Here is a 20487-nt window from a genome sequence, read left to right as displayed (position 1 = left end):
AGGGCTAAAAGCTCTCCTTATTTAGTACAAGGAGGAAATTATGAAATACAAAGATATTAGAGAAAACTTAGAAGAAATGATGAATGATAACTACAAGGACTTTATAAAAGCACTTGTGAGCATAGAAAAGGGTGTTAATGATGAAAAAGCACTTGAAGAAGTCTATGTTTTATATATGAACAATGACACAACAGGTCTACTAAGTGATGACTTTGACTATATGATTGATGACATGAAAGAACAAGGTAAGATTGTTGAAAATGTCAGTGATATTGAAGCAAAAGATGATCTTATAAATCTTGTCGGTAATATAGCTGGTCAAGTAGAAAATCTTGAAAGGGAGAATGCTAATGGAGAAAAGTTCAAAGTAAGTAATTTTTCTCTTGTTTCAAAAGATAACGATGGGAATAAAGTTTATACCAATTGTTCAGCCTATGGAGATAAGACAAAAGATTTAGAGAACTTAAAGCAAGGAGATTTTGTTAAAATATTTGGACAAGTAAAAACAAGTATTGATAACAACGGAAAGGAACATAAGAATGTTCGTATGTTGTCTTCTAAGCTCTTAAAAGCAAAAGAACAAGTAAAGAGTCAAGACAAGGATAAAAAGTCAATATTAGGGCAAATAAAAAGCTTTAAGACAGACGATAAAACTAAATTTAATAAGAAAGACCATAGCAAAGGCGCAGAGAGATAAATATCGGCAGTCTTCGGACTGCCGTTATTTTTTTGCTCAGTTTAACGCAGTAAATCATATAATTGAAAGGGATATGTGTTATATGCTATAATTAGGTAGTTAATCTATACATTTAGAAAGGTAAAATATAGAATTGGAGAATGATATGGGATTTTCATATAATAAATTATGGAAGTTATTAATAGATAAAAATATGAAAAAAACAGACTTACAATGTGCAATAGCAACAACACCCAAGACAATAGCAAAAATGGGAAGAGACGAAAATGTAAGTTTGGAAACATTAGGAAAGATTTGTGAGTATTTTCAATGTGATATTGGAGATATTATTGAATATAGGAGAAAAAATGACTAAAGAGAATTTAGACTTTATAAATAATAATGGGGAAAAAGTTCTTCAATTAAATGATGATATATTTAAGAACATTTATGCACCACAGATGGTTGAATTTTATGATAAAGTTGAACAAAAAAATAATAAAATAAAATTAAAGTATGAAAGTAAATCACTAAATATGGATAGAAGTATAACATCAAAAAATATTATAGGTGTTAGTATGTTTGCTGGTGCGGGAGGTTTAGATATAGGTGCTCATCTTGCAGGAATTAATATAAAATATGCATCTGATATCAATGAGGATTGTGTCAAAACTTTAGAATCAAACGATATTTTTGATAATTCTATAAAAGAAGCAATAGATATAAATGACATAGATGTTTCTTCAATAAAGAAAAAATTACAAGATGAAGATTATGATAATATATTTTTTCAAAAATACAGTCAAATGAGTCGCTCGCAGAAAGGACTGGCTGGTGCGGGAGAATGGGAGACTTTGAAAAAGATGCTACCTGATTTTAAGGGTAAGCGTGTGCTTGATTTAGGATGCGGCTATGGATGGCACTGTATATATGCGATGGAAAACGGTGCTTCCTCTGTAGTAGGTGTTGATATTTCTCATAAAATGCTCGAAGTAGCAAAAGGAAAAACCCATTTTCCACAGATTGAATATGAATGCTGTGCCATAGAAGATGTGGATTTCCCAGAGGAGAGCTTTGATGTAATACTAAGTTCGCTTGCGTTTCATTATGTAGCAGACTATGAGAATTTAATAAAAAAGATATATAGGATGCTGAAGGCTGGTGGCAATTTAGTTTTTACAGTTGAACATCCTGTTTTTACTGCTCATGGAACACAAGACTGGTATTATAACGAAAAAGGAGAAATACTGCATTTCCCGGTGGACAATTATTATTATGAGGGCAAACGGACAGCTATGTTTTTGGAAGAAAAGGTTACAAAATATCATAGAACACTGACCACATATCTAAATACACTGCTTTCAAATAGTTTTATAATAAATCAGATTGTGGAGCCACAGCCGCCAGAGAACATGATGGATATTCCGGGGATGGCGGATGAAATGCGACGCCCAATGATGCTGATTGTATCGGCAAAAAAGAAGATGTAATAATATAGAAAAAATAAACGAGGAGTATGTAAATGAGATCAGAAAAAGAAATGATGGATTTAGTACTTTCTTTAGCAGAACAGGATGAACGTATTCGAATTGTGACCCTTGAGGGGTCACGCGCAAATATTAATATACCTAAAGATGAATTTCAGGATTATGATATTACATATTTTGTAAGTGATATAGAACCGTTTATATCTAATGATGACTGGCTTAATCAATTTGGGAATATAATAATGATGCAAAAGCCGGAGGATATGGAATTATTCCCACCTGAAGAAAAGGGATTTTCCTATCTTATGCTATTTGATGATTACAATAAAATTGATCTTACCTTATTGCCCTTGGAAGAGTTAGATAATTACCTAAAGGGCGATAAATTAATAAAGGTTCTAATTGATAAAGATTGTAGAATTAAAAGGGACATAGTTCCGACTGATATAGATTATCATGTAAGAAAGCCAAGCGCAAGGGAGTATGATGATTGCTGCAATGAATTTTGGAATGTAACACCTTATGTTATTAAAGGATTGTGCCGCAAAGAGATACTGTTTGCAATCGATCATCTGAACCAGATTCTACGGTTTGAACTACTTAGGATGATGTCGTGGAAGGTTGGGATAAAGACAGAATTTTCATTAAGTGTTGGGAAAAATTATAAGTATATTAACAAATACATTGATGAAGATCTATGGAATAGATTATTATCTACATATCGCATGGATTCCTATGAAAATATTTGGAAGTCATTATTTATATGCCACCAATTGTTCAGGGAAGTGTCCAAAGAGGTAGCAGAACTACTGGGGTTTGATTATCCAGAGTATGGTAAGAACATAACAAGATATACCGAGGACATGTATAAAAAATATGTTGAAAATGACTATTTTTAAAGATTAGCAAAGATTATTAACCATAAGCAAGGGGTGTAAATGTATGGAAAGTACTGATGTTATAAATGAAATTAGAGGTATATTACCTCGTAACTCAATTGGAAAATATGATTTACTAACTATTTTTACACATAAAACCGTTTTTGATAAAATTGTAAAAGTACTATCATTGGATTTTCAAAATAAAGTAGATTATGTGGCTGCCCCAGAAGCAATTGGATGGATACTAGGCACTGCCATAGCCAAAGAACTTGGAGTGGGGTTTATTGGAGTAAGAAAAGGTGATAAGCTGCCATACGCAAAAGAAGAGATTATTTCGACACATTTTACCGACTATTCAGGTCAAGATAAAAGCTTTGAAATATCTAAGAGTTCTATTGTGAGGAACAAAAGAGTTTTGATTGTAGATGATTGGATAGAGACAGGTTCTCAAATGAAGGCTTTAATAGCTTTGTTAGAGAAATTGGATTGCAGCATTATTGGGTTGGCTACTATTGGGATTGATATAAATGAGGTTACTCAAAAATGGATAGACAGCAGTTTTGTAGCTTATATTGGCTCAAACATATAATAAACCGAAAGAAAATCTTGAATCAAAATTTTGGATGGCGTTAATTTACAATACAACGAAAGATGTTTACTCTTTTTTTATAAATTTTAAGAGGCGTTAAAAAACAGTTTTCAGACGAAAGGAGATCGAAGTTGAGTATAGATTTAAGTAACAAAAAAATTCCGAAAGAAGCAATTCAAGCATTAAAAACTATAGCGGAACTACTTGATAATATGTTAATTGGGGTGTATTTGTATGGTTCGGCAGTAATGGGTGGTTTACGTATGAATAGCGATGTAGATATTTTGGTAATAACAAATCAAAGTTTATCTGAAAAAACTCGAAGGAATCTTACAAATAGGTTAATGCTTATATCTGGGAAAATAGGAAACATAAAAGATATGAGGCCTCTTGAAGTTACGGTCATAAATCAAAAGGATATTGTCCCTTGGCATTTCCCCCCCAAATATGAATTTATGTATGGCGAGTGGCTAAGAGAGCAGTTTGAAAAGGGAGAAATTCCTGAGTCGACTTATGATCCGGATTTAGCAATACTTTTAGCACAACTAAGAAAAAATAGTATTAACCTTTTGGGACCAAAGGCAACAGAAGTAATTGAGCCTGTGCCAATGACAGATATTCGAAAAGCAATTAAAGAATCGTTGCCCGGGTTGATAGCTAGCATTAACGGTGACGAACGCAATGTGATTTTAACTTTAGCCAGAATGTGGCTGACAGCATCTACTGGTGAAATTCGCTCAAAAGATCTGGCAGCTGAATGGGCGATACCTCAATTACCCGATGAGCATGCTACTTTACTCAACAAAGCGAGAGAGGCTTATTTAGGAGAGTGTGTTGACAAGTGGGAAGGAATGGAATCTGAGGTGGCTGAACTCGTTAATCATATGAAAAAGTCTATAGAGTCTTCCCTTAATATCCAATTACCTTTTCGAATAGTTTAAATATAACAAAGACTAGTTGTTAATGTGCATTATTGATTGCTTCGATATGTTCCCCCATATATCAGTTTCTTAAAAAATAATCAAAATACCGTTGATACGTTCCCGCGAACGAAAGGGTTAAAAATCAGCTTAAGACATCAATGCCATCAACTCGAGCCACGTTGAGACGTGTGTTTTATTGTCCCACAAAAGTGCAGACGATTTTATCAGTGTAAAAATGGAGTACGCAGACGACCGAAAAATCCAGCCAGATCGTATCACCTACAGGCTTATTCAGGAGTATATCGAAGAAAAGTACGGCTTCAAAGTTCACACTGCAAACATTGCAGAGGTCAAAAGAAACTTAGGCCTGCCGATGTACGACGCACCAAACGCAGTTGAAGAACTAAAACGCCCATATAAACCAGCACCAGAATATAAAGTAGAAGCTATTAAAGACGCATTAAGGCACTTCAAGGTCATAGATTAAAGTAAAGTACCCTTTCAGCAGATCATTACTGTTGAGAGGGTCTTACTTTTTCAGAAGCCGGTCAATGTAAGGATAGCCCTACAAGATTGCGGGTCTTTCTCTTCGAGCCATGTTTCCAGATTGCTTATAGCGATATCCTTTTGAATATGGATGCTCTCTTCAAATCGATATTCGATTGCACATGTAAGGATATCAACAGGTTCATCAAGAACCTTACCGCCAAGAACTGGGTATTCGTCAATTACAATCCAGTCAGGTGGGAGACCATCAAAGAGAGCCTGCGGATACAATTCCCTAAAGTGAATCTCAATTTCCATAGCTTCGATCTCACCTTGTTCTTTATCTGGGTAACAAGTGGCATAAGATACATCGAAGCCTCTAGTGAGCAGCATCTGAACGACATTGATGAGTTCAATATCAACAGGAATGGTCTTATCGGCGCATTTACAACAAGGCTTCGACCAAATTTCACTGTATAGCTCTAAACATCGTGGACACATCGTCATCATACAATCACTTCCTTCACCAGTTTATAGAAAGTAGTTCTTTTAAGATTAAGTGCCTGCATAGTTGCAGTTGCAGTTTGCTCGCCAGTGCGGTGATATTTACCGCCGGGTACACTGGAATAACCGAGGTTACAAGTCTATTGTTTGGAGATGCGTCAGCCGTTTGGAGGAAAAAGGATCTGAATGTACTGCCCCTACCATAAACGAGGAAACATTGCAGACAGCAGTGGTCAAGGCTATTAACGAACTTTTGGCTAACAAAGAACCCTTCCTCCAGGCGTTGCAGAAAAACATAGCTACTATACTTAATGAAGAAAATGATAATGCCACCAATGATATTGATAGCAAATTGGAAGAATTACAACAACAGCTTCTTATCCAAGCAAAATCCAAGAATGACTATGAAGATGTGGCTGATGAAATCTACCACCTTCGAGAATTGAAGCAAAATGCACTTGTTGAAAATGCAGAGCGTGAAGGAAAAAGGCAACGAATCGCTGAAATGACTGATTTCTTTAATGAACAATCCTGTGAGTTAGAGGAATATGATGAGCAGTTAGTAAGGAGGCTTATAGAAAAAGTTACGGTATTTCATGATAAGTTCGCCGTTGAATTCAAATCAGGAGTCGAGATTGATGTAGAAGGGTAATCTTTAGAAAGAGAACAGAAGAATTATATTGGATTTTTAAAGATAATATGATATAATAAAACGACTTGGAGGTGGAAGAATGTATAACTTTTCTTGCTAATTATATGATGCATAATAAGATATTTAAAGAAACGGCTATAGAACCGTTTGTTTTGTTATGCAAATTGCAAGAAAGTTAAGTATTCTACACTCAATAATACATTACAGTAACCTTATGTTATGTATAACAAAAGGTAATAATAGTATTTGTTTTTGAGCCGTAAGAATTTACTTTCTTGCGGCTTTTAATATTTGTAAAAGAAAGGAAGATAAACGTGATAGACAATGATACTATGTCATTCATGACAAAATCCTTGCAGAGTTGGATAACATTATAGAGTAATTAATGCCGAAAACCGACTTTGCTTATAAAATTTTTATAATGTAAAGGAGGAAGAAATATATGTCCTTAATAAATGTTTCAAATCTAACTTTTTCATATGAAGGAAGTTATGACAATATTTTTGAAAATGTAAGTTTTCAGATAGATACAGATTGGAAACTCGGTTTTATTGGAAGAAACGGACGCGGTAAAACTACTTTCTTAAATTTACTGCTTGGCAAATATGCGTATTCCGGCAATATAAGTTCTACAGTTAAGTTTGAGTATTTTCCTTATGATGTGGAAGATAAGAGTCTATATACAATTGAAGTAATGAAGAGTATTTGTACGGAATGTATGGATTGGGAGATTTTTCGTGAAATATCATTGCTTGATGTTCAAGAAGATGCTTTATATCGTCCGTTTAATACATTGTCAAATGGTGAGCAAACGAAGGTCCTTCTTGCAGCTTTATTCCTTACAGCGAGTTGTTTCCTGCTTATTGATGAACCTACAAACCATCTTGACATCGATGCACGTAATGTAGTGCAAAACTATTTGAAACGCAAGAAGGGGTTTATTTTGGTATCTCATGATAGAAGCTTACTTGATCAATGTGTTGACCATATACTATCTATCAATAAAACGAATATCGAAATCCAAAAGGGAAATTTTACTTCTTGGTGGGAGAACAAAACGTTACAAGATAATTTTGAACTGGCAGAAAACAAGAAACTCCTTAAAGAAATAGGAAGGTTGTCTTATGCAGCAAAACGTAGTTCAAACTGGTCAAATAAAGTAGAAAAAAGTAAATATGGAACAACAAATTCTGGTTCAAAACTGGATAAGGGTTATGTTGGACATAAGGCTGCAAAAGCGATGAAACGTGCCAAAAATATTGAGTCAAGACATCAGGAAGCCGTTTTACAAAAATCAGAACTGCTCCACAACATTGAACAATATGATGACTTAAAAATTTCACCACTTGAATTTCACAAAGAGTGCTTAATAGAAGCGAATGATTTATCATTGTCTTATGGAGATAAAGAAGTATGCAGTAATCTTAATTTCAGAGTCAATATTGGTGATAGAGTTGCCATTATCGGAAAAAATGGGAGTGGTAAGTCTAGTATCCTAAAATTGATTAATGGAGATGATATTAAATTTACCGGAAATTTTATGCTAGCAAGTGGACTAAAAATTTCTTATATTTCGCAAGATACTTCATATTTAAAAGGTAATCTATCTGAATTTGCCTATAATAATAAGATCGATGAAACTCTATTTAAAACGATTCTTCGTAAACTGGATTTTAATAGAGAGCAGTTTGATAAGAACATGGTGGATTTTAGTGCTGGTCAGAAAAAGAAAGTACTAATTGCTAAAAGCCTTTGTGAAAGTGCACATTTGTATATATGGGATGAGCCATTGAACTATATTGATATTTTTTCACGTATCCAAATTGAAAAAATGATTTTGGAATATTGTCCTACACTATTGTTTGTGGAGCATGATGATGCTTTTTGCAATAACATTTGTACGAAAAATATTAATTTAGGTTTGTAGAGATTTTGAGTTGCCACAATAACTAAAAGATATTTACATGAAAGGGTGAAGAAATGTTAAAACAAAAAGAATTAATTGCAAACGTTAAGAATCTTACTGAGTCAGATGAACGAATTACAGCTTGTATGATGTATGGATCGTTTACCAAAGGAGAAGGTGACCAATACTCTGATATAGAGTTCTATATATTTTTGAAAGATAGTATAACCTCGAACTTTGATTCATCCAACTGGTTGTTTGACGTAGCTCCGTACTTGATGCTTTATAAAAATGAGTACGGAACAGAGGTAGTTATTTTTGATAATCTTATACGTGGGGAATTTCATTTCCTTTCTGAAAAAGATATGAACATAATCCCCTCGTTTAAAGATTCAGGTTATATTCCTGATACGAAGGCTATGCTTATTTACGATGAAACAGGGCAATTAGAAAATTATTTATCAGAGATAAGTGGTGCAAGACCAAATAGACTTACTGAAGAAAATGCTAATTTTTTGTTGTGTAATTTCTCTAATCTATGGTTGATGGGAATCAACGTTCTAAAAAGAGGAGAATATGCTCGTTCATTAGAACTCTTATCACAACTTCAAAAAAATACACTACAACTTATACGTATGGCAGAAAAAAATGCTGATAATTGGCTAAACATGAGTAAAAACCTTGAAAAAGAAATTAGCCTTGAAAATTATAAAAAATTTGCAAAGACCACTGCTCGATTAGATAAGGTAGAATTATTTGAAGCCTATAAAAATTCTTTGCTATTAGTTATGGATTTGCAAAGTCACCTTATTGAACAATACAACTTAAAAGTTACACATGACATTTTAGAAAGATTGTTGAATTACATTAGTGAATAGGAGAGTAACGTTATTCACAGTATTGGGTACTGAAAATTAACAGCATACCTCAGTTTTTCAAAAAACAGCGAAGCCTATGGATATGTTCCCGTCTACCGATAGTGCAAAAAGTGTCGTGGATATGTTTCCGAGAACGGACATACACAAATGACATTCATTCTGTCCTCTCAATCCATGTGGAAGCAGTATGTCTGTTAACAAGAAAATAATTATTGTTCGTCCTGACGAGTTGTTAGACTCGAAAAGGATAAACATCATTTTTAGAACCGGTAGCCGATTTTTGGCTAGCGGTTTTTTGGGCTCTTTGGCAAATAGTGGTGATTGAATCTCGCGCTATCCTATGGAAAACCGCCTTGTGTGAGGGGCTGCGAGACCGCTTCGATCCTAGAATTGCTGAAGCACGAATCTAGCGTCACTCACATTTCATCTTTTGACGTAGCTGAGACAAGGTGTTTTTCTTCGATCCGCTAGTGGTTAATCTCTTTTTGGTGCAAATATGGTTTAGAATTTCTTTGCATGGCTTAAGGGAGTGGAGAATCGGATATTAGTAGGATTTACATCCACAGATAAAAATAGGCTTGATTTTAACAGCGAAACTAAAATACCCTACTTAAATGAAGTGATAGATTAGATGTTGGGTTGTTAGGAGATGCTTAAAAATCCTATGCAATCAATAGTTTTTAGTGTTTGTTGACTTGATCCCTAAATCGCCTGAGTACTAAACGTTGAGTGTGTCTGCTTACTGTCACTAGCCAGTAAGTGAGACTGTAGTTAATCTCTCATTTTCCCCAGTATTATGTTGAAAATAGCCATGAAGCGATTATTTCTAAAGAGTTATTTTTGCAGGCTCAAGAAGAAATTTATCGGAGAAGTAATATCTACACAGGAGAAGGCAAGAACAAAAGAATTTATAGTAGCAAGTACGCTTTAAGTGCCATCACCTTCTGTGGATATTGTGGCGATATTTATAGGAGAACCTATTGGAATATTCATGGCAGAAAAGAATTTGTCTGGCGATGCGTGACTAGAATCGAGCAGGGTCCCGAGGTATGTAAGAACCGAACCGTAAAAGAAGATGAACTCTATGGTGCGGTAATGACCGCAATTAATAAGCTACTTGCTGGTGGCAACAATATGATAAAGACACTGGAAGAAAATATTCATGCTGTGATTGGAGAAACCACAGAATACCAAATTTCAGAGATTAATACCCTACTAGATGAAAAACAAAAAGAACTAATCAAGCTGGCCAATAAAGGTCAAGATTATGAATACCTGGTAGATGAGATCGATGAGATGCGAGATAAGCGTCAGACTCTTTTAGTAGAAGATGCCTCCCTCAGTGGCGAGAACGAGCGCATCAATGAGTTGATTGAATTTATCCGCAAGAACAAATTCCGCACCTTAGAATATGATGATAAGCTTGTAAGGAAGATAATCCAGAACGTTAAGGTCTATGAAGACCACTTCGTCATAGCCTTCAAACCAGGTATCGAAATGGAAATATGAAAACCAGAAGTAAATAGCCCATGACTCTGAAGTAGAGTTGTGGGTTTTCTTTTAATTGCTGATTATAATAATATTTTAATGACTATTGCATTTATCAACCAAATGGTTTATGTTATTCTTAGCATAAACTTGGAGGTGCTGTATGACTACGGCAGAAATGATTAAAGAACTGTGTGAGCAAATGAATATAAGTGTTTCCGAACTTGCTAGACGTATTGGCCAGACTCCACAGAATTTCAATAAAAAATTACAACGAGAAACAGTAACCTTGGATGAGTTGAAGGCCATTGCTGATGTGCTAGGTGTCAAGTTTGTGCAGGCATTTATTTTACCAGATGGAGATGAAATAAAAATATCTAACGAATAAAGGAGGATGTTTATATGGTAGGTAATGTTATTCAAATAGTAACAGAGAAATTATCATCTTTGCCTTTTATAGAAGGCATTGTATTAGGGGGCTCACGTGCAAGAAGCACCCATACAGAAAATTCTGATATAGATATCGGAATCTATTACAATTCAGACTCATTTGACCTGACAGCGATTAATCAAATTGCTACAGAGTTGGATGATGAGAATAGAAACAACCTTGTTGTACCTCCCGGAGCGTGGGGTGATTGGGTTAATGGCGGTGGATGGTTAGTTATAAACGGGTGTCATGTTGACTTGATATTACGTGATATAAAACGGGTGGAACAAATAATCAAAGATACGGAGCAAGGAATTGTTACTGCCAATTATCAGACCGGGCATCCCCATGGTTATATAAGTGCTATGTATCGTGGAGAATTAGCGATTAGTAAAATACTATATGCTAAGAACGAAAGCTTATGCGAATTAAAAAAGCAGGCAGAAATTTACCCTACTGCTCTAAAGAAAAGCTTGATGAACTTTTTTATATTTGAAGCTGAATTCTCTTTAATGTTTGTAAAAGCAAATGCGGGGGCAGAGGATAAATATTATATTGCAGGCCATGTTTTTCGTATTATTTCATGCTTAAATCAAGTACTATTTGCATGTAATAATGCTTATTGCATTAACGAAAAGAAAGCTATAAAACTGCTTGAAACTTTTGAATATAAACCTGAAAAATATGCCGAAAGAGTTAATCATATTTTTGAAGTACTCGGTCTTTCTCTTTTTGAATGCTACGACATGACCGAGAAACTTTATAAAGAAGTGAATGAAATTGTATCGGAGATAAATAACTTTTTAAACGAGGAGAGTTCAGATGAAAGAAAACAAATATGATGATAATATATTTTTTCAAAAATACAGTCAAATGAGTCGCTCGCAGAAAGGACTGGCTGGTGCGGGAGAATGGGAGACTTTGAAAAAGATGCTACCTGATTTTAAGGGTAAGCGTGTGCTTGATTTAGGATGCGGCTATGGATGGCACTGTATATATGCGATGGAAAACGGTGCTTCCTCTGTAGTAGGTGTTGATATTTCTCATAAAATGCTCGAAGTAGCAAAAGGAAAAACCCATTTTCCACAGATTGAATATGAATGCTGTGCCATAGAAGATGTGGATTTCCCAGAGGAGAGCTTTGATGTAATACTAAGTTCGCTTGCGTTTCATTATGTAGCAGACTATGAGAATTTAATAAAAAAGATATATAGGATGCTGAAGGCTGGTGGCAATTTAGTTTTTACAGTTGAACATCCTGTTTTTACTGCTCATGGAACACAAGACTGGTATTATAACGAAAAAGGAGAAATACTGCATTTCCCGGTGGACAATTATTATTATGAGGGCAAACGGACAGCTATGTTTTTGGAAGAAAAGGTTACAAAATATCATAGAACACTGACCACATATCTAAATACACTGCTTTCAAATAGTTTTATAATAAATCAGATTGTGGAGCCACAGCCGCCAGAGAACATGATGGATATTCCGGGGATGGCGGATGAAATGCGACGCCCAATGATGCTGATTGTATCGGCAAAAAAGAAGATGTAATAATATAGAAAAAATAAACGAGGAGTATGTAAATGAGATCAGAAAAAGAAATGATGGATTTAGTACTTTCTTTAGCAGAACAGGATGAACGTATTCGAATTGTGACCCTTGAGGGGTCACGCGCAAATATTAATATACCTAAAGATGAATTTCAGGATTATGATATTACATATTTTGTAAGTGATATAGAACCGTTTATATCTAATGATGACTGGCTTAATCAATTTGGGAATATTATAATGATGCAAAAACCGGAGGATATGGAACTATTCCCGGCTGAAGAGAAAGGCTACTCCTATATAATACTTTTTGATGATTATAATAAAATAGACCTTACCTTATTGCCCCTGGAAGAGTTGGGAAACTACCTGAATGACGATAAATTGATAAAGATTATTCTGGATAAGGATGGAAGGATTCAGCAAGCTGTAGTTCCGACCGACATGGATTATCATATAAGAAAACCCAGTGCCCGGGAATACGATGACTGCTGCAATGAATTCTGGAACACCACTACCTATGTGGTTAAGGGACTGTGCCGTAAGGAAATTTTATTTGCTATTGATCATTTTAATCAGATTGTTCGCCATGAGCTGCTGAGAATGATATCATGGAAGGTCGGCATCGAAACAGGCTTTAAATTAAGTGTAGGCAAGAACTATAAGTTTATTGAAAGGTATATATCCGAGGATTTGTGGGAGAAACTTTTGTCCACCTACCGGATGGATTCCTATGAAAACATATGGGAAGCATTATTTCTATGCCATCAATTGTTCAGGGCGGTATCCGGTGAGGTGGCGGAAAGGCTTCATTATGCCTATCCGGAGTATGATAGGAATATAACAAAATATACCAGGGACATGTATAAAAAATACACTGGTAAAACCGGCTGCCTGGATAGCACATATGCCGCTGATATAGAAGAGAGGCGGGAACAGTGATTACAGAAATGAAAGCAGGGCACCTGAAAGATATCGATAAACCCAGCGAACCATTTGAGGTGATAGGTAAGATTATACCGAGGTATGAAAACGAGAATTGGACCTTTACAGAATTACTCTATGAAGCGCCATATTTAAAAAGCTACCAAGACGAAGAGGATGAAGAGGATGAGGAGGCAGATTGCCTTGAATATATTGACAATACTGATAAGATAATATATCTTTACTACCAAGACGATAAATGCGTCGGAAAAGTTAAACTGCGAAAAAATTGGAACCGGTACGCTTATATAGAAGATATCGCCGTATGTAAGGATTTCAGGGGGCAAGGCATAGGCAGCGCGCTTATCAATATATCTATAGAATGGGCAAAGCATAAAAACTTGCATGGACTAATGCTTGAAACCCAGGACAATAACCTTATAGCTTGTAAATTCTATCATAATTGTGGTTTCAAAATCGGCTCCGTCGATACTATGTTATACGCCAACTTTGAAAACAACTTTGAAAAAGCTGTTTTCTGGTATTTAAGGTTTTAGAATGCAAGGAACAGTGAATTGGAGTTCGTCTTGTTATAATTAGCTTCTTGGGGTATCTTTAAATACTGTAGAAAAGAGGAAGGAAATAATAAATGGCTAAAATGAGAATATCACCGGAATTGAAAAAACTGATCGAAAAATACCGCTGCGTAAAAGATACGGAAGGAATGTCTCCTGCTAAGGTATATAAGCTGGTGGGAGAAAATGAAAACCTATATTTAAAAATGACGGACAGCCGGTATAAAGGGACCACCTATGATGTGGAACGGGAAAAGGACATGATGCTATGGCTGGAAGGAAAGCTGCCTGTTCCAAAGGTCCTGCACTTTGAACGGCATGATGGCTGGAGCAATCTGCTCATGAGTGAGGCCGATGGCGTCCTTTGCTCGGAAGAGTATGAAGATGAACAAAGCCCTGAAAAGATTATCGAGCTGTATGCGGAGTGCATCAGGCTCTTTCACTCCATCGACATATCGGATTGTCCCTATACGAATAGCTTAGACAGCCGCTTAGCCGAATTGGATTACTTACTGAATAACGATCTGGCCGATGTGGATTGCGAAAACTGGGAAGAAGACACTCCATTTAAAGATCCGCGCGAGCTGTATGATTTTTTAAAGACGGAAAAGCCCGAAGAGGAACTTGTCTTTTCCCACGGCGACCTGGGAGACAGCAACATCTTTGTGAAAGATGGCAAAGTAAGTGGCTTTATTGATCTTGGGAGAAGCGGCAGGGCGGACAAGTGGTATGACATTGCCTTCTGCGTCCGGTCGATCAGGGAGGATATCGGGGAAGAACAGTATGTCGAGCTATTTTTTGACTTACTGGGGATCAAGCCTGATTGGGAGAAAATAAAATATTATATTTTACTGGATGAATTGTTTTAGTACCTAGATTTAGATGTCTAAAAAGCTTTAACTACAAGCTTTTTAGACATCTAATCTTTTCTGAAGTACATCCGCAACTGTCCATACTCTGATGTTTTATATCTTTTCTAAAAGTTCGCTAGATAGAGTTCTATATTAGAGATGTAAAGAGTTTTGGTGAAGAGGTTTGTGAGTATGGCTTTTATAACCAGGGTGCAATGAGAAGCACTAACAGCAGCTAGCTTAAGAACGCATAGGATATACTTTTTATGGAAGTCACAGAGGAGGAATAAAATTTGAACAGGATTAACAGAGTAACCTCTATTCTTATTCAGCTGCAATCAAAAAAAATAATTCCTGCCAAAGAAATTGCACAGCGATTTAATATAAGCTTAAGGACAGTTTACAGAGATATCCGGACACTTGAAGAAGCCGGAATACCAATTGGATCTGAGGCCGGAAAAGGATATTTTCTTGTAGAGGGCTTCCTACTTCCGCCGGTAATGTTTACAGCGGCGGAAGTGGGTGCATTGATTACAGCAGGGAAATTTTTAAATTGCCATGGAGATGAATCATTTATAAAGGATTTTGATTCAGCTATGTATAAAATCAAATCTATTTTGAAGCATGGTGAAAAAAACTATGCACAGGAGTTGGAGAACAGTATTAACGTGTACAGCACATCTGGACAGAAAAATACATTGGCGGATAACGTTATTGCAGCAATTCAGACTGCAATCTGCAATAAAAGGGTAATATCAATTCAATATCCTGCATCAGGAGGGCAAGAACCGGAAAGCAGAATGATAGAGCCTATATCACTGGGGTTTTATGAACAGAACTGGTACTTAATCGGTTTTGCAGGCTAAGAAATGAATATAGGAATTTTCGTGTGGATCGGATTAAAAGCATTTGCATAGAAGAAGAGCTCTGTCAAAGCCATGATGGCTCTTTGGAACAAATATTAAAACAAATGCTTTCATATAAAAAACTATATAATGTAATTCTTAGAGCTGAAAAAGGGGAGACATACAATTCTATCAAGAACAGGTATTCTCTCGGCTTCCTTGAAGAAACCGATTTGGGAAGTAAAATGGAAATCGAATTCCAGACAGATTCCTTTGAGATATTGAGCAAGCAGCTGATTGAATATGGATCAGGCATTGAAATAGTCCAACCTGATGAATTAAAATGCATAACCCGTAAACACCTGGCACAAATTACGAATCACTGCCTAAACTTGATTTAGAGAAAGCGATTGGTCTGTTATGTATTTTTTGTAAGGTTTCATATCCCCTGCTGACATACAGCTGTCAGTGTATTATGATATTCTACTATCAAAAAGGAGGATTGAAAAATATGAAACCAAAGATAATTATGCACACACAAATTAGCCTTGATGGCCGCATTAAAGGCTTTGATAATCCGGAAGTTTACTACCAGGTTGCCGGGGGAATTCATTCGGATGCGGTGCTGTTTGGGTCCAATACTGTTTTTACTGCATTTGAAAAATATCCTGCTGAAACAGAGGCTGATTTTGAGAAAATCATAACAAGCCCGGAGGACCCCAGACCAATAGGAGTCATACCTGACAGCAGAGGTATCTTGAGAAGTCTTCATTGCTTAAGAAATCTTGGATATCTGAAGGAAATTGTCATTCTGGTATCAACTGCCACTCCGAAGGAATATTTGAATTATTTGGAGGAAAGGCATTACCCATATATTGTGTCAGGAAATGATCATGTGGACTATGAAAAAGCCTTTCAGATCCTGCATGAGCAATATGGGTGTAAATACATGCGGACAGACAGTGGCGGTGGATTAACCAACAAATTATTAGAAAACGGACTTATTGATGAAATCAGTCTTGTGATATCACCATGTTTTGTAGGTAATAAAGAAAAACAACTATTTGATAACCTTCTGTTATCTGAAAAAGTTAATTTGGAATTGCAGGGAACAGAGAATGCAGAACATGGCTGTCTGTCATTGCGCTATGCTGTGAAAAATAAGGATTAGTGCAGCATACTTTAAAAAGTGTCTGTTGGGACAGTGTCCTAAAGGAAGCATAAGCTCATGGCTAGCGGCGGTGTTAAAGTAACGGCACTCGGCCCCAATATATAGTTGATATGCCCCTAAGCCTTTGAGGGCAAGGCGGTCAACCGCGCCTTTTCCGGTCCGCATACAGTCGTTCAATGAGGGTATCAAGCTCGGCAATGCGGCGGTGCTTCTCGGTGGTTCGTTTCTTCGCCGCCGTTTTCGGCTAATTCTAATTGATCCGAACTGTAAGGATAAGCAATTATCCGGGGCTAGTTAAGTATCTTAGAGAGGAAGATAAAGATAAGTAAACCAATTTTAAAGTTGTACCGAATAAAGCCTTCAAGAGGACAACATGCTTTTGAAGGCTTTATTGCTTACAATTACTTGGATTGTAACGCAAAAGCAGGCACCAAATCAATGAAAAATAGCCTATCCAGGCGACTGTTTCAGAAATATGGGCTTCCGCCAAGGGGATACCAGTGGGGTGCGACATCTTTTTTGCCCACTCAAGGCATGTAGAGTCCATTGTTCTGTTGCGAAAAAGATAAAAAATCAAATCAGTTTTATAGAGATGTAAGTTGTTGATGATAACTTGCATCTTTTTCATATGTTAAGATTGGAGTGATAAGGATGATAAAAAATGATACATGTAGTGAAGATACCAGTTAAAAATAAAACGAAAGAAGTAGTAAGAATTACAGTATATTGTAGAGTAAGTAAAAATATAGAAGAACAACGTTCAGGTTTAAATAGTCAAATTGCATATTTTAAAGAACTTTCTAACAAAGTAATAGAAATCGATTTAGCTGAAGTGTATCACGATGTTGGAAGAAGTGGGTTAATAAAGAATGGAAGAACAAGCTATAAAAAAATGATTGTAGATGGATTATAAGGCAAATTTGATTACATTATTACAAAATCAGTTAGTAGGTTTATAATAAAGCATTGTAGTAAAATAAAAAAATATGATATATTTAGATTAGTGATAATAAAAAAAAGGAGCTAAAAATATGAGTTGTCATAGTATTGGGCATGGATTAAATTCAGTGTCTAAAAAGGTATTAGAGTTGTATGATGAAGGGAAAATTGAATTTAGTGTTGCGAAAGATTTATTATACACCACAAGAAATGCTGTACATTATTGTGATGGAAATACGTATGAAGCGATTGCATGTTTTGATGGATGTAGATGTGCTAGATGTTTAAAGAAAACAAATGAGTTATATGGTCTTTATGATGCATTAGATGAGTGTAGAGAGTATTATGATATTTTTAGCAATAAAAAAAAGCTATAAAAGTCGATTGTTTGATAACTTAGATTTCGTTATAAAGAATTTAAAGAAAATCAAAAATGACTATTTTAAAGATCATGAGAAATATTTAATTCAGGGACTTATAGATTATTTAAGCTGGAAAAGTTCTAATTCTAATAATGTAAAACTTCTAACATTGAAGTTTGAAGATTATTGGGAAAAAATGATAGAGGTATATCTTAATAAAAATTTTGAAAATTATATAGATGATAAAATAATATGGGGAGATAATCCAGGGTTTAAATTTTATAAACCAGATAAACTCTATGTAGAAAATAATATTGCAGAAAAACTAGAAAATGAGATGTATAGGTGTTTTAAAGTTGAGTTTGACCATTATTGCAAAGTGAAAGATAAAATTTATATTTTCGATTCTAAATATTTTGGAAATTATGATATAGGCTTAAACTATAAACAACTATTCTATGAGTATTTTTTAAGGCAAAAATATAATAAAGCTATAATAGTTAATGGATTGTTAATTCCTACAAATAAAAAATATTCCACTAAGATTCATATAGATAGAACAGATCTTGATGGAGTAAAAATAATTGAGCATTATATAAATCTTGAAGATGTTATGGATTGTGCTTTTGATAATAGAAAGTTGTTAAAATTTAATTAGTAGAGGTATTTATGTTAAATAAGCTTTCTCATGTATTTTTCAACTCATCAATTATTATTCCTTATATACTTGCGATTGGAGTGTCTTCGTTGATGTCTAAGGAATCAATAGTCGGATTGATATGTTTATTGATATCCATTATATTAGCGATATCACAAATAATATTTATTAAATATTTAAGAAATAATTTACAAGTATTTAAAGTTAATGTAACTAATGTTGATGATGAGGGAAATAATTGGTATATAGCAAGCTTTTTATCGTATTTTTCTCCATTTATAAAAAATTTATTAAGAAAAGAAATAGATAATTACTCTTGGATTTTAATGGGTATTGCAGCTATTTTATTGGTATTAGGAAATAAAACAACAAACAATCCAATACTGAGGATAGTAGGATATAACTCATATAAAATTAGCACGGAACAAGGAAAAGATTTCACTTTATTAAGCAAGAGAAATATTAGAAAAAGCAATGACGTTAGAAAAGTGATACGTATTTTCGAAGATATATTAATGGAGGTAGAATATTGATTTATGTTTTGGAAAATGCAGGTAGAGATTCAACATCTGTAAAAATGATAGAGACCCAAAGAGAAGACGATGCAAGTATCAAAAAATCACTTACTAAAAGTATAGAAGGGTACAAAGATAACACAATTGAATTTGATGGTTCATATAAGCCTGAGAATGATGAGAGTTTAGTAATAAAAAATTTTGATCTGCCAAATGAAATAACTGAAGCTATAAATAATCCTCTGGGAGTGAGTCAAGTTTCTGTTAACTCCGATAATGAGCTAGATCTTAAAGCTATCTTTGTGCCTATTTCAGATGATGATGATTGCGAAAAAATAATTTTTCAAAGGTTGCCTAACAGACAGATACTGAAGAGCCATAATTTTACACTTTTTTTTAATAAACATACATTTTCATGTGAAAATAAACCAGGTATTGTTATAACTGATTGTATAGACGCATACTACGAATATGGTAATCTATATTTTAAATCGTATTATTGGGCGAATCAAATATTTAATCTAAACAAATATTATAGAGAAGCAACAACTGATGATATAAAAGATTTTTGCTCTAACGAGTGCTTCTCTATAGATGATATAGATTCTGTAGCTGAGTCTTGTAATAACTGGACTAGAAGAAAAATTGCATATATATTAGATTCTGGAGTTCTTGAGAATAATTCTGTAGATGAAATCATTAAGTCTGCAAAAAATTTAAACTTAAAAATTGATATTAATGAAGAAAATAAAATAATTTTCCCTGACGACAAGGATTCACAAAAAGAACTACTATCTTATTTAGCGGAAGAAATATATAGAGGAAACTTGACAGACGGTGTTTATTTAACCAACTCCAAGAGACCTTTATAGAAAATATTCTAAGGGTTTATTAAGTTCTCTCCACTTCTTTTCCATAATAATTTTCATAGTTTTTCCTATACTGAACAAGGTCAGAAAATTGTTCTTTATTTAAAGAATACTCTTGCATAAGGGTGTTCTTTTTTTCTTGCAGTTTATCGAGATTGGATAGTATTTCTTTTGTATTTGGTAGTTTGTTATAGTTTTCTAAGATCTCTTTAGCGGCTATTTTATAGACGGAAAGTTCACTATAATATTCTTCTGCAAATTGCTTATCTTCAGGATTTTTCTTGTGGTATTTATAGATTTCACGATACTTATTTATAGTATT

At 34.8% G+C, this 20487-nt stretch carries 26 protein-coding genes and 1 pseudogene; 25 read left to right on the top strand and 2 right to left on the bottom strand.

Annotated elements, in window-relative coordinates; all coding sequences use genetic code 11:
• The first annotated feature begins 40 nt into the window (after positions 1-40).
• The 7 genes from HKO22_RS08830 (at position 41) to HKO22_RS08800 (ending at position 5043) form a co-directional block, all read left to right on the top strand.
• Positions 41-697 (top strand): hypothetical protein, encoded by a 657-nt coding sequence (locus tag HKO22_RS08830; protein WP_062810424.1) that lies wholly within the window; start codon positions 41-43, stop codon positions 695-697.
• A 145-nt stretch (positions 698-842) separates the two neighbouring features.
• A complete protein-coding gene (locus tag HKO22_RS08825) occupies positions 843-1052 on the top strand; it encodes a helix-turn-helix domain-containing protein (RefSeq protein ID WP_062810425.1) in 210 nt (69 codons plus the stop codon).
• A complete protein-coding gene (locus HKO22_RS11235; RefSeq protein WP_178085409.1) occupies positions 1045-2166 on the top strand; it encodes a methyltransferase domain-containing protein in 1122 nt (373 codons plus the stop codon). The genes HKO22_RS08825 and HKO22_RS11235 overlap by 8 nt, the downstream gene beginning before the upstream one ends.
• Positions 2167-2198: 32 nt before the next feature.
• The gene (locus HKO22_RS08815; protein WP_002294505.1) at positions 2199-3062 is read left to right on the top strand and encodes an aminoglycoside nucleotidyltransferase ANT(6)-Ia; all 864 of its coding nucleotides are present in this window, start codon (positions 2199-2201) and stop codon (positions 3060-3062) included.
• A 43-nt stretch (positions 3063-3105) separates the two neighbouring features.
• Entirely contained in the window at positions 3106-3633 is a 528-nt protein-coding gene (locus HKO22_RS08810; RefSeq protein WP_002294507.1) for a phosphoribosyltransferase family protein, read from the top strand.
• A gap of 131 nt (positions 3634-3764) precedes the next feature.
• A complete protein-coding gene (locus HKO22_RS08805; protein WP_002294509.1) occupies positions 3765-4574 on the top strand; it encodes an ANT(9) family aminoglycoside nucleotidyltransferase Spw in 810 nt (269 codons plus the stop codon).
• Positions 4575-4791: 217 nt separating this feature from the next.
• The gene (locus HKO22_RS08800; protein ID WP_002294510.1) at positions 4792-5043 is read left to right on the top strand and encodes a hypothetical protein; all 252 of its coding nucleotides are present in this window, start codon (positions 4792-4794) and stop codon (positions 5041-5043) included.
• Positions 5044-5093: 50 nt separating this feature from the next.
• Here the strand turns inward: HKO22_RS08800 and HKO22_RS08795 are convergent, their stop codons facing one another.
• Positions 5094-5552 (bottom strand): hypothetical protein, encoded by a 459-nt coding sequence (locus tag HKO22_RS08795; RefSeq protein WP_169970103.1) that lies wholly within the window; start codon positions 5550-5552, stop codon positions 5094-5096.
• Positions 5553-5613: 61 nt separating this feature from the next.
• Between HKO22_RS08795 and HKO22_RS08790 the strand changes: the two genes are divergently transcribed.
• The 18 genes from HKO22_RS08790 to HKO22_RS08705 all read left to right on the top strand — a co-directional run bounded on the left by HKO22_RS08790 (position 5614) and on the right by HKO22_RS08705 (position 20168).
• Positions 5614-6198, top strand: a complete 585-nt coding sequence (locus tag HKO22_RS08790) for a recombinase zinc beta ribbon domain-containing protein (RefSeq protein ID WP_002294511.1) — start codon at positions 5614-5616, stop codon at positions 6196-6198.
• A 442-nt stretch (positions 6199-6640) separates the two neighbouring features.
• Entirely contained in the window at positions 6641-8125 is a 1485-nt protein-coding gene (gene lsa(E) / locus HKO22_RS08785) for an ABC-F type ribosomal protection protein Lsa(E) (RefSeq protein ID WP_002294513.1), read from the top strand.
• Positions 8126-8178: 53 nt separating this feature from the next.
• The gene (gene lnu(B), locus HKO22_RS08780) at positions 8179-8982 is read left to right on the top strand and encodes a lincosamide nucleotidyltransferase Lnu(B) (protein WP_002294514.1); all 804 of its coding nucleotides are present in this window, start codon (positions 8179-8181) and stop codon (positions 8980-8982) included.
• An 840-nt stretch (positions 8983-9822) separates the two neighbouring features.
• A complete protein-coding gene (locus HKO22_RS08775) occupies positions 9823-10491 on the top strand; it encodes a zinc ribbon domain-containing protein (RefSeq protein WP_002303394.1) in 669 nt (222 codons plus the stop codon).
• A 142-nt stretch (positions 10492-10633) separates the two neighbouring features.
• The gene (locus tag HKO22_RS08770; RefSeq protein ID WP_002303393.1) at positions 10634-10858 is read left to right on the top strand and encodes a helix-turn-helix domain-containing protein; all 225 of its coding nucleotides are present in this window, start codon (positions 10634-10636) and stop codon (positions 10856-10858) included.
• 14 nt (positions 10859-10872) lie between these two features.
• Positions 10873-11742, top strand: coding sequence for a nucleotidyltransferase domain-containing protein (locus HKO22_RS08765; protein ID WP_002303392.1), 870 nt, complete (start codon positions 10873-10875; stop codon positions 11740-11742).
• Positions 11723-12457 carry a class I SAM-dependent methyltransferase gene (locus tag HKO22_RS08760; protein WP_000662263.1) on the top strand — a complete coding sequence of 245 codons (735 nt, stop codon included), beginning with the start codon at positions 11723-11725 and terminating at the stop codon, positions 12455-12457. The genes HKO22_RS08765 and HKO22_RS08760 overlap by 20 nt, the downstream gene beginning before the upstream one ends.
• Positions 12458-12489: 32 nt before the next feature.
• Complete coding sequence (locus HKO22_RS08755) at positions 12490-13398, top strand: aminoglycoside nucleotidyltransferase ANT(6)-Ia (RefSeq protein WP_001255864.1); 909 nt, start codon at positions 12490-12492, stop codon at positions 13396-13398.
• The gene (gene sat4 / locus HKO22_RS08750; RefSeq protein WP_000627290.1) at positions 13395-13937 is read left to right on the top strand and encodes a streptothricin N-acetyltransferase Sat4; all 543 of its coding nucleotides are present in this window, start codon (positions 13395-13397) and stop codon (positions 13935-13937) included. The genes HKO22_RS08755 and sat4 overlap by 4 nt, the downstream gene beginning before the upstream one ends.
• A gap of 92 nt (positions 13938-14029) precedes the next feature.
• Complete coding sequence (gene aph(3')-IIIa / locus HKO22_RS08745) at positions 14030-14824, top strand: aminoglycoside O-phosphotransferase APH(3')-IIIa (protein WP_001096887.1); 795 nt, start codon at positions 14030-14032, stop codon at positions 14822-14824.
• A 275-nt stretch (positions 14825-15099) separates the two neighbouring features.
• A complete protein-coding gene (locus tag HKO22_RS11230; RefSeq protein WP_001079938.1) occupies positions 15100-15672 on the top strand; it encodes a helix-turn-helix transcriptional regulator in 573 nt (190 codons plus the stop codon).
• Between the two features lie 23 nt (positions 15673-15695).
• Positions 15696-16052 carry a WYL domain-containing protein gene (locus HKO22_RS11225; protein WP_000374054.1) on the top strand — a complete coding sequence of 119 codons (357 nt, stop codon included), beginning with the start codon at positions 15696-15698 and terminating at the stop codon, positions 16050-16052.
• Positions 16053-16162: 110 nt separating this feature from the next.
• Entirely contained in the window at positions 16163-16822 is a 660-nt protein-coding gene (locus HKO22_RS08730; protein ID WP_000802831.1) for a dihydrofolate reductase family protein, read from the top strand.
• Positions 16823-17483: 661 nt separating this feature from the next.
• Positions 17484-17735, top strand: a complete 252-nt coding sequence (locus HKO22_RS08725) for a recombinase family protein (protein WP_000582200.1) — start codon at positions 17484-17486, stop codon at positions 17733-17735.
• 118 nt (positions 17736-17853) lie between these two features.
• Complete coding sequence (locus HKO22_RS08720; RefSeq protein ID WP_235932845.1) at positions 17854-18138, top strand: hypothetical protein; 285 nt, start codon at positions 17854-17856, stop codon at positions 18136-18138.
• Complete coding sequence (locus HKO22_RS08715) at positions 18107-18781, top strand: hypothetical protein (RefSeq protein ID WP_169970101.1); 675 nt, start codon at positions 18107-18109, stop codon at positions 18779-18781. Before HKO22_RS08720 ends, HKO22_RS08715 begins: the two co-directional genes overlap by 32 nt.
• Before the next feature lie 11 nt (positions 18782-18792).
• Positions 18793-19314, top strand: coding sequence for a hypothetical protein (locus HKO22_RS08710; RefSeq protein ID WP_062810429.1), 522 nt, complete (start codon positions 18793-18795; stop codon positions 19312-19314).
• Positions 19311-20168, top strand: a complete 858-nt coding sequence (locus HKO22_RS08705) for a Kiwa anti-phage protein KwaB-like domain-containing protein (RefSeq protein ID WP_062810430.1) — start codon at positions 19311-19313, stop codon at positions 20166-20168. The genes HKO22_RS08710 and HKO22_RS08705 overlap by 4 nt, the downstream gene beginning before the upstream one ends.
• A gap of 19 nt (positions 20169-20187) precedes the next feature.
• On the opposite strand, the pseudogene HKO22_RS08700 reads toward HKO22_RS08705, so the two are convergent.
• A pseudogene (locus tag HKO22_RS08700) lies at positions 20188-20487 on the bottom strand (relaxase/mobilization nuclease domain-containing protein); the annotation flags it as partial.

It is taken from the genome of Peptoniphilus faecalis (genome assembly GCF_012976305.1).
GTDB classification, from domain to species: domain Bacteria; phylum Bacillota; class Clostridia; order Tissierellales; family Peptoniphilaceae; genus Peptoniphilus_A; species Peptoniphilus_A faecalis.
Note: the sequence above shows the minus strand (reverse complement) of the source record. Positions and strands in the feature narration are given on the sequence as shown.

Bases quoted from the DNA above. Each gene is read 5' to 3' on its own strand.
- HKO22_RS08720 (WP_235932845.1), top strand. From the start codon at position 17,854: ATGAGTTGTCATAGTATTGGGCATGGATTAAATTCAGTGTCTAAAAAG.
- HKO22_RS08725 (WP_000582200.1), top strand. From the start codon at position 17,484: ATGATACATGTAGTGAAGATACCAGTTAAAAATAAAACGAAAGAAGTA.
- HKO22_RS08810 (WP_002294507.1), top strand. From the start codon at position 3,106: ATGGAAAGTACTGATGTTATAAATGAAATTAGAGGTATATTACCTCGT.
- HKO22_RS08815 (WP_002294505.1), top strand. From the start codon at position 2,199: ATGAGATCAGAAAAAGAAATGATGGATTTAGTACTTTCTTTAGCAGAA.
- HKO22_RS08825 (WP_062810425.1), top strand. From the start codon at position 843: ATGGGATTTTCATATAATAAATTATGGAAGTTATTAATAGATAAAAAT.
- HKO22_RS08800 (WP_002294510.1), top strand. From the start codon at position 4,792: ATGGAGTACGCAGACGACCGAAAAATCCAGCCAGATCGTATCACCTAC.
- HKO22_RS08755 (WP_001255864.1), top strand. From the start codon at position 12,490: ATGAGATCAGAAAAAGAAATGATGGATTTAGTACTTTCTTTAGCAGAA.
- HKO22_RS08760 (WP_000662263.1), top strand. From the start codon at position 11,723: ATGAAAGAAAACAAATATGATGATAATATATTTTTTCAAAAATACAGT.
- HKO22_RS08765 (WP_002303392.1), top strand. From the start codon at position 10,873: ATGGTAGGTAATGTTATTCAAATAGTAACAGAGAAATTATCATCTTTG.
- HKO22_RS11235 (WP_178085409.1), top strand. From the start codon at position 1,045: ATGACTAAAGAGAATTTAGACTTTATAAATAATAATGGGGAAAAAGTT.
- HKO22_RS08795 (WP_169970103.1), bottom strand. From the start codon at position 5,552: ATGATGACGATGTGTCCACGATGTTTAGAGCTATACAGTGAAATTTGG.
- HKO22_RS08730 (WP_000802831.1), top strand. From the start codon at position 16,163: ATGAAACCAAAGATAATTATGCACACACAAATTAGCCTTGATGGCCGC.
- HKO22_RS08770 (WP_002303393.1), top strand. From the start codon at position 10,634: ATGACTACGGCAGAAATGATTAAAGAACTGTGTGAGCAAATGAATATA.
- HKO22_RS08715 (WP_169970101.1), top strand. From the start codon at position 18,107: ATGATATTTTTAGCAATAAAAAAAAGCTATAAAAGTCGATTGTTTGAT.
- HKO22_RS08710 (WP_062810429.1), top strand. From the start codon at position 18,793: ATGTTAAATAAGCTTTCTCATGTATTTTTCAACTCATCAATTATTATT.
- HKO22_RS08830 (WP_062810424.1), top strand. From the start codon at position 41: ATGAAATACAAAGATATTAGAGAAAACTTAGAAGAAATGATGAATGAT.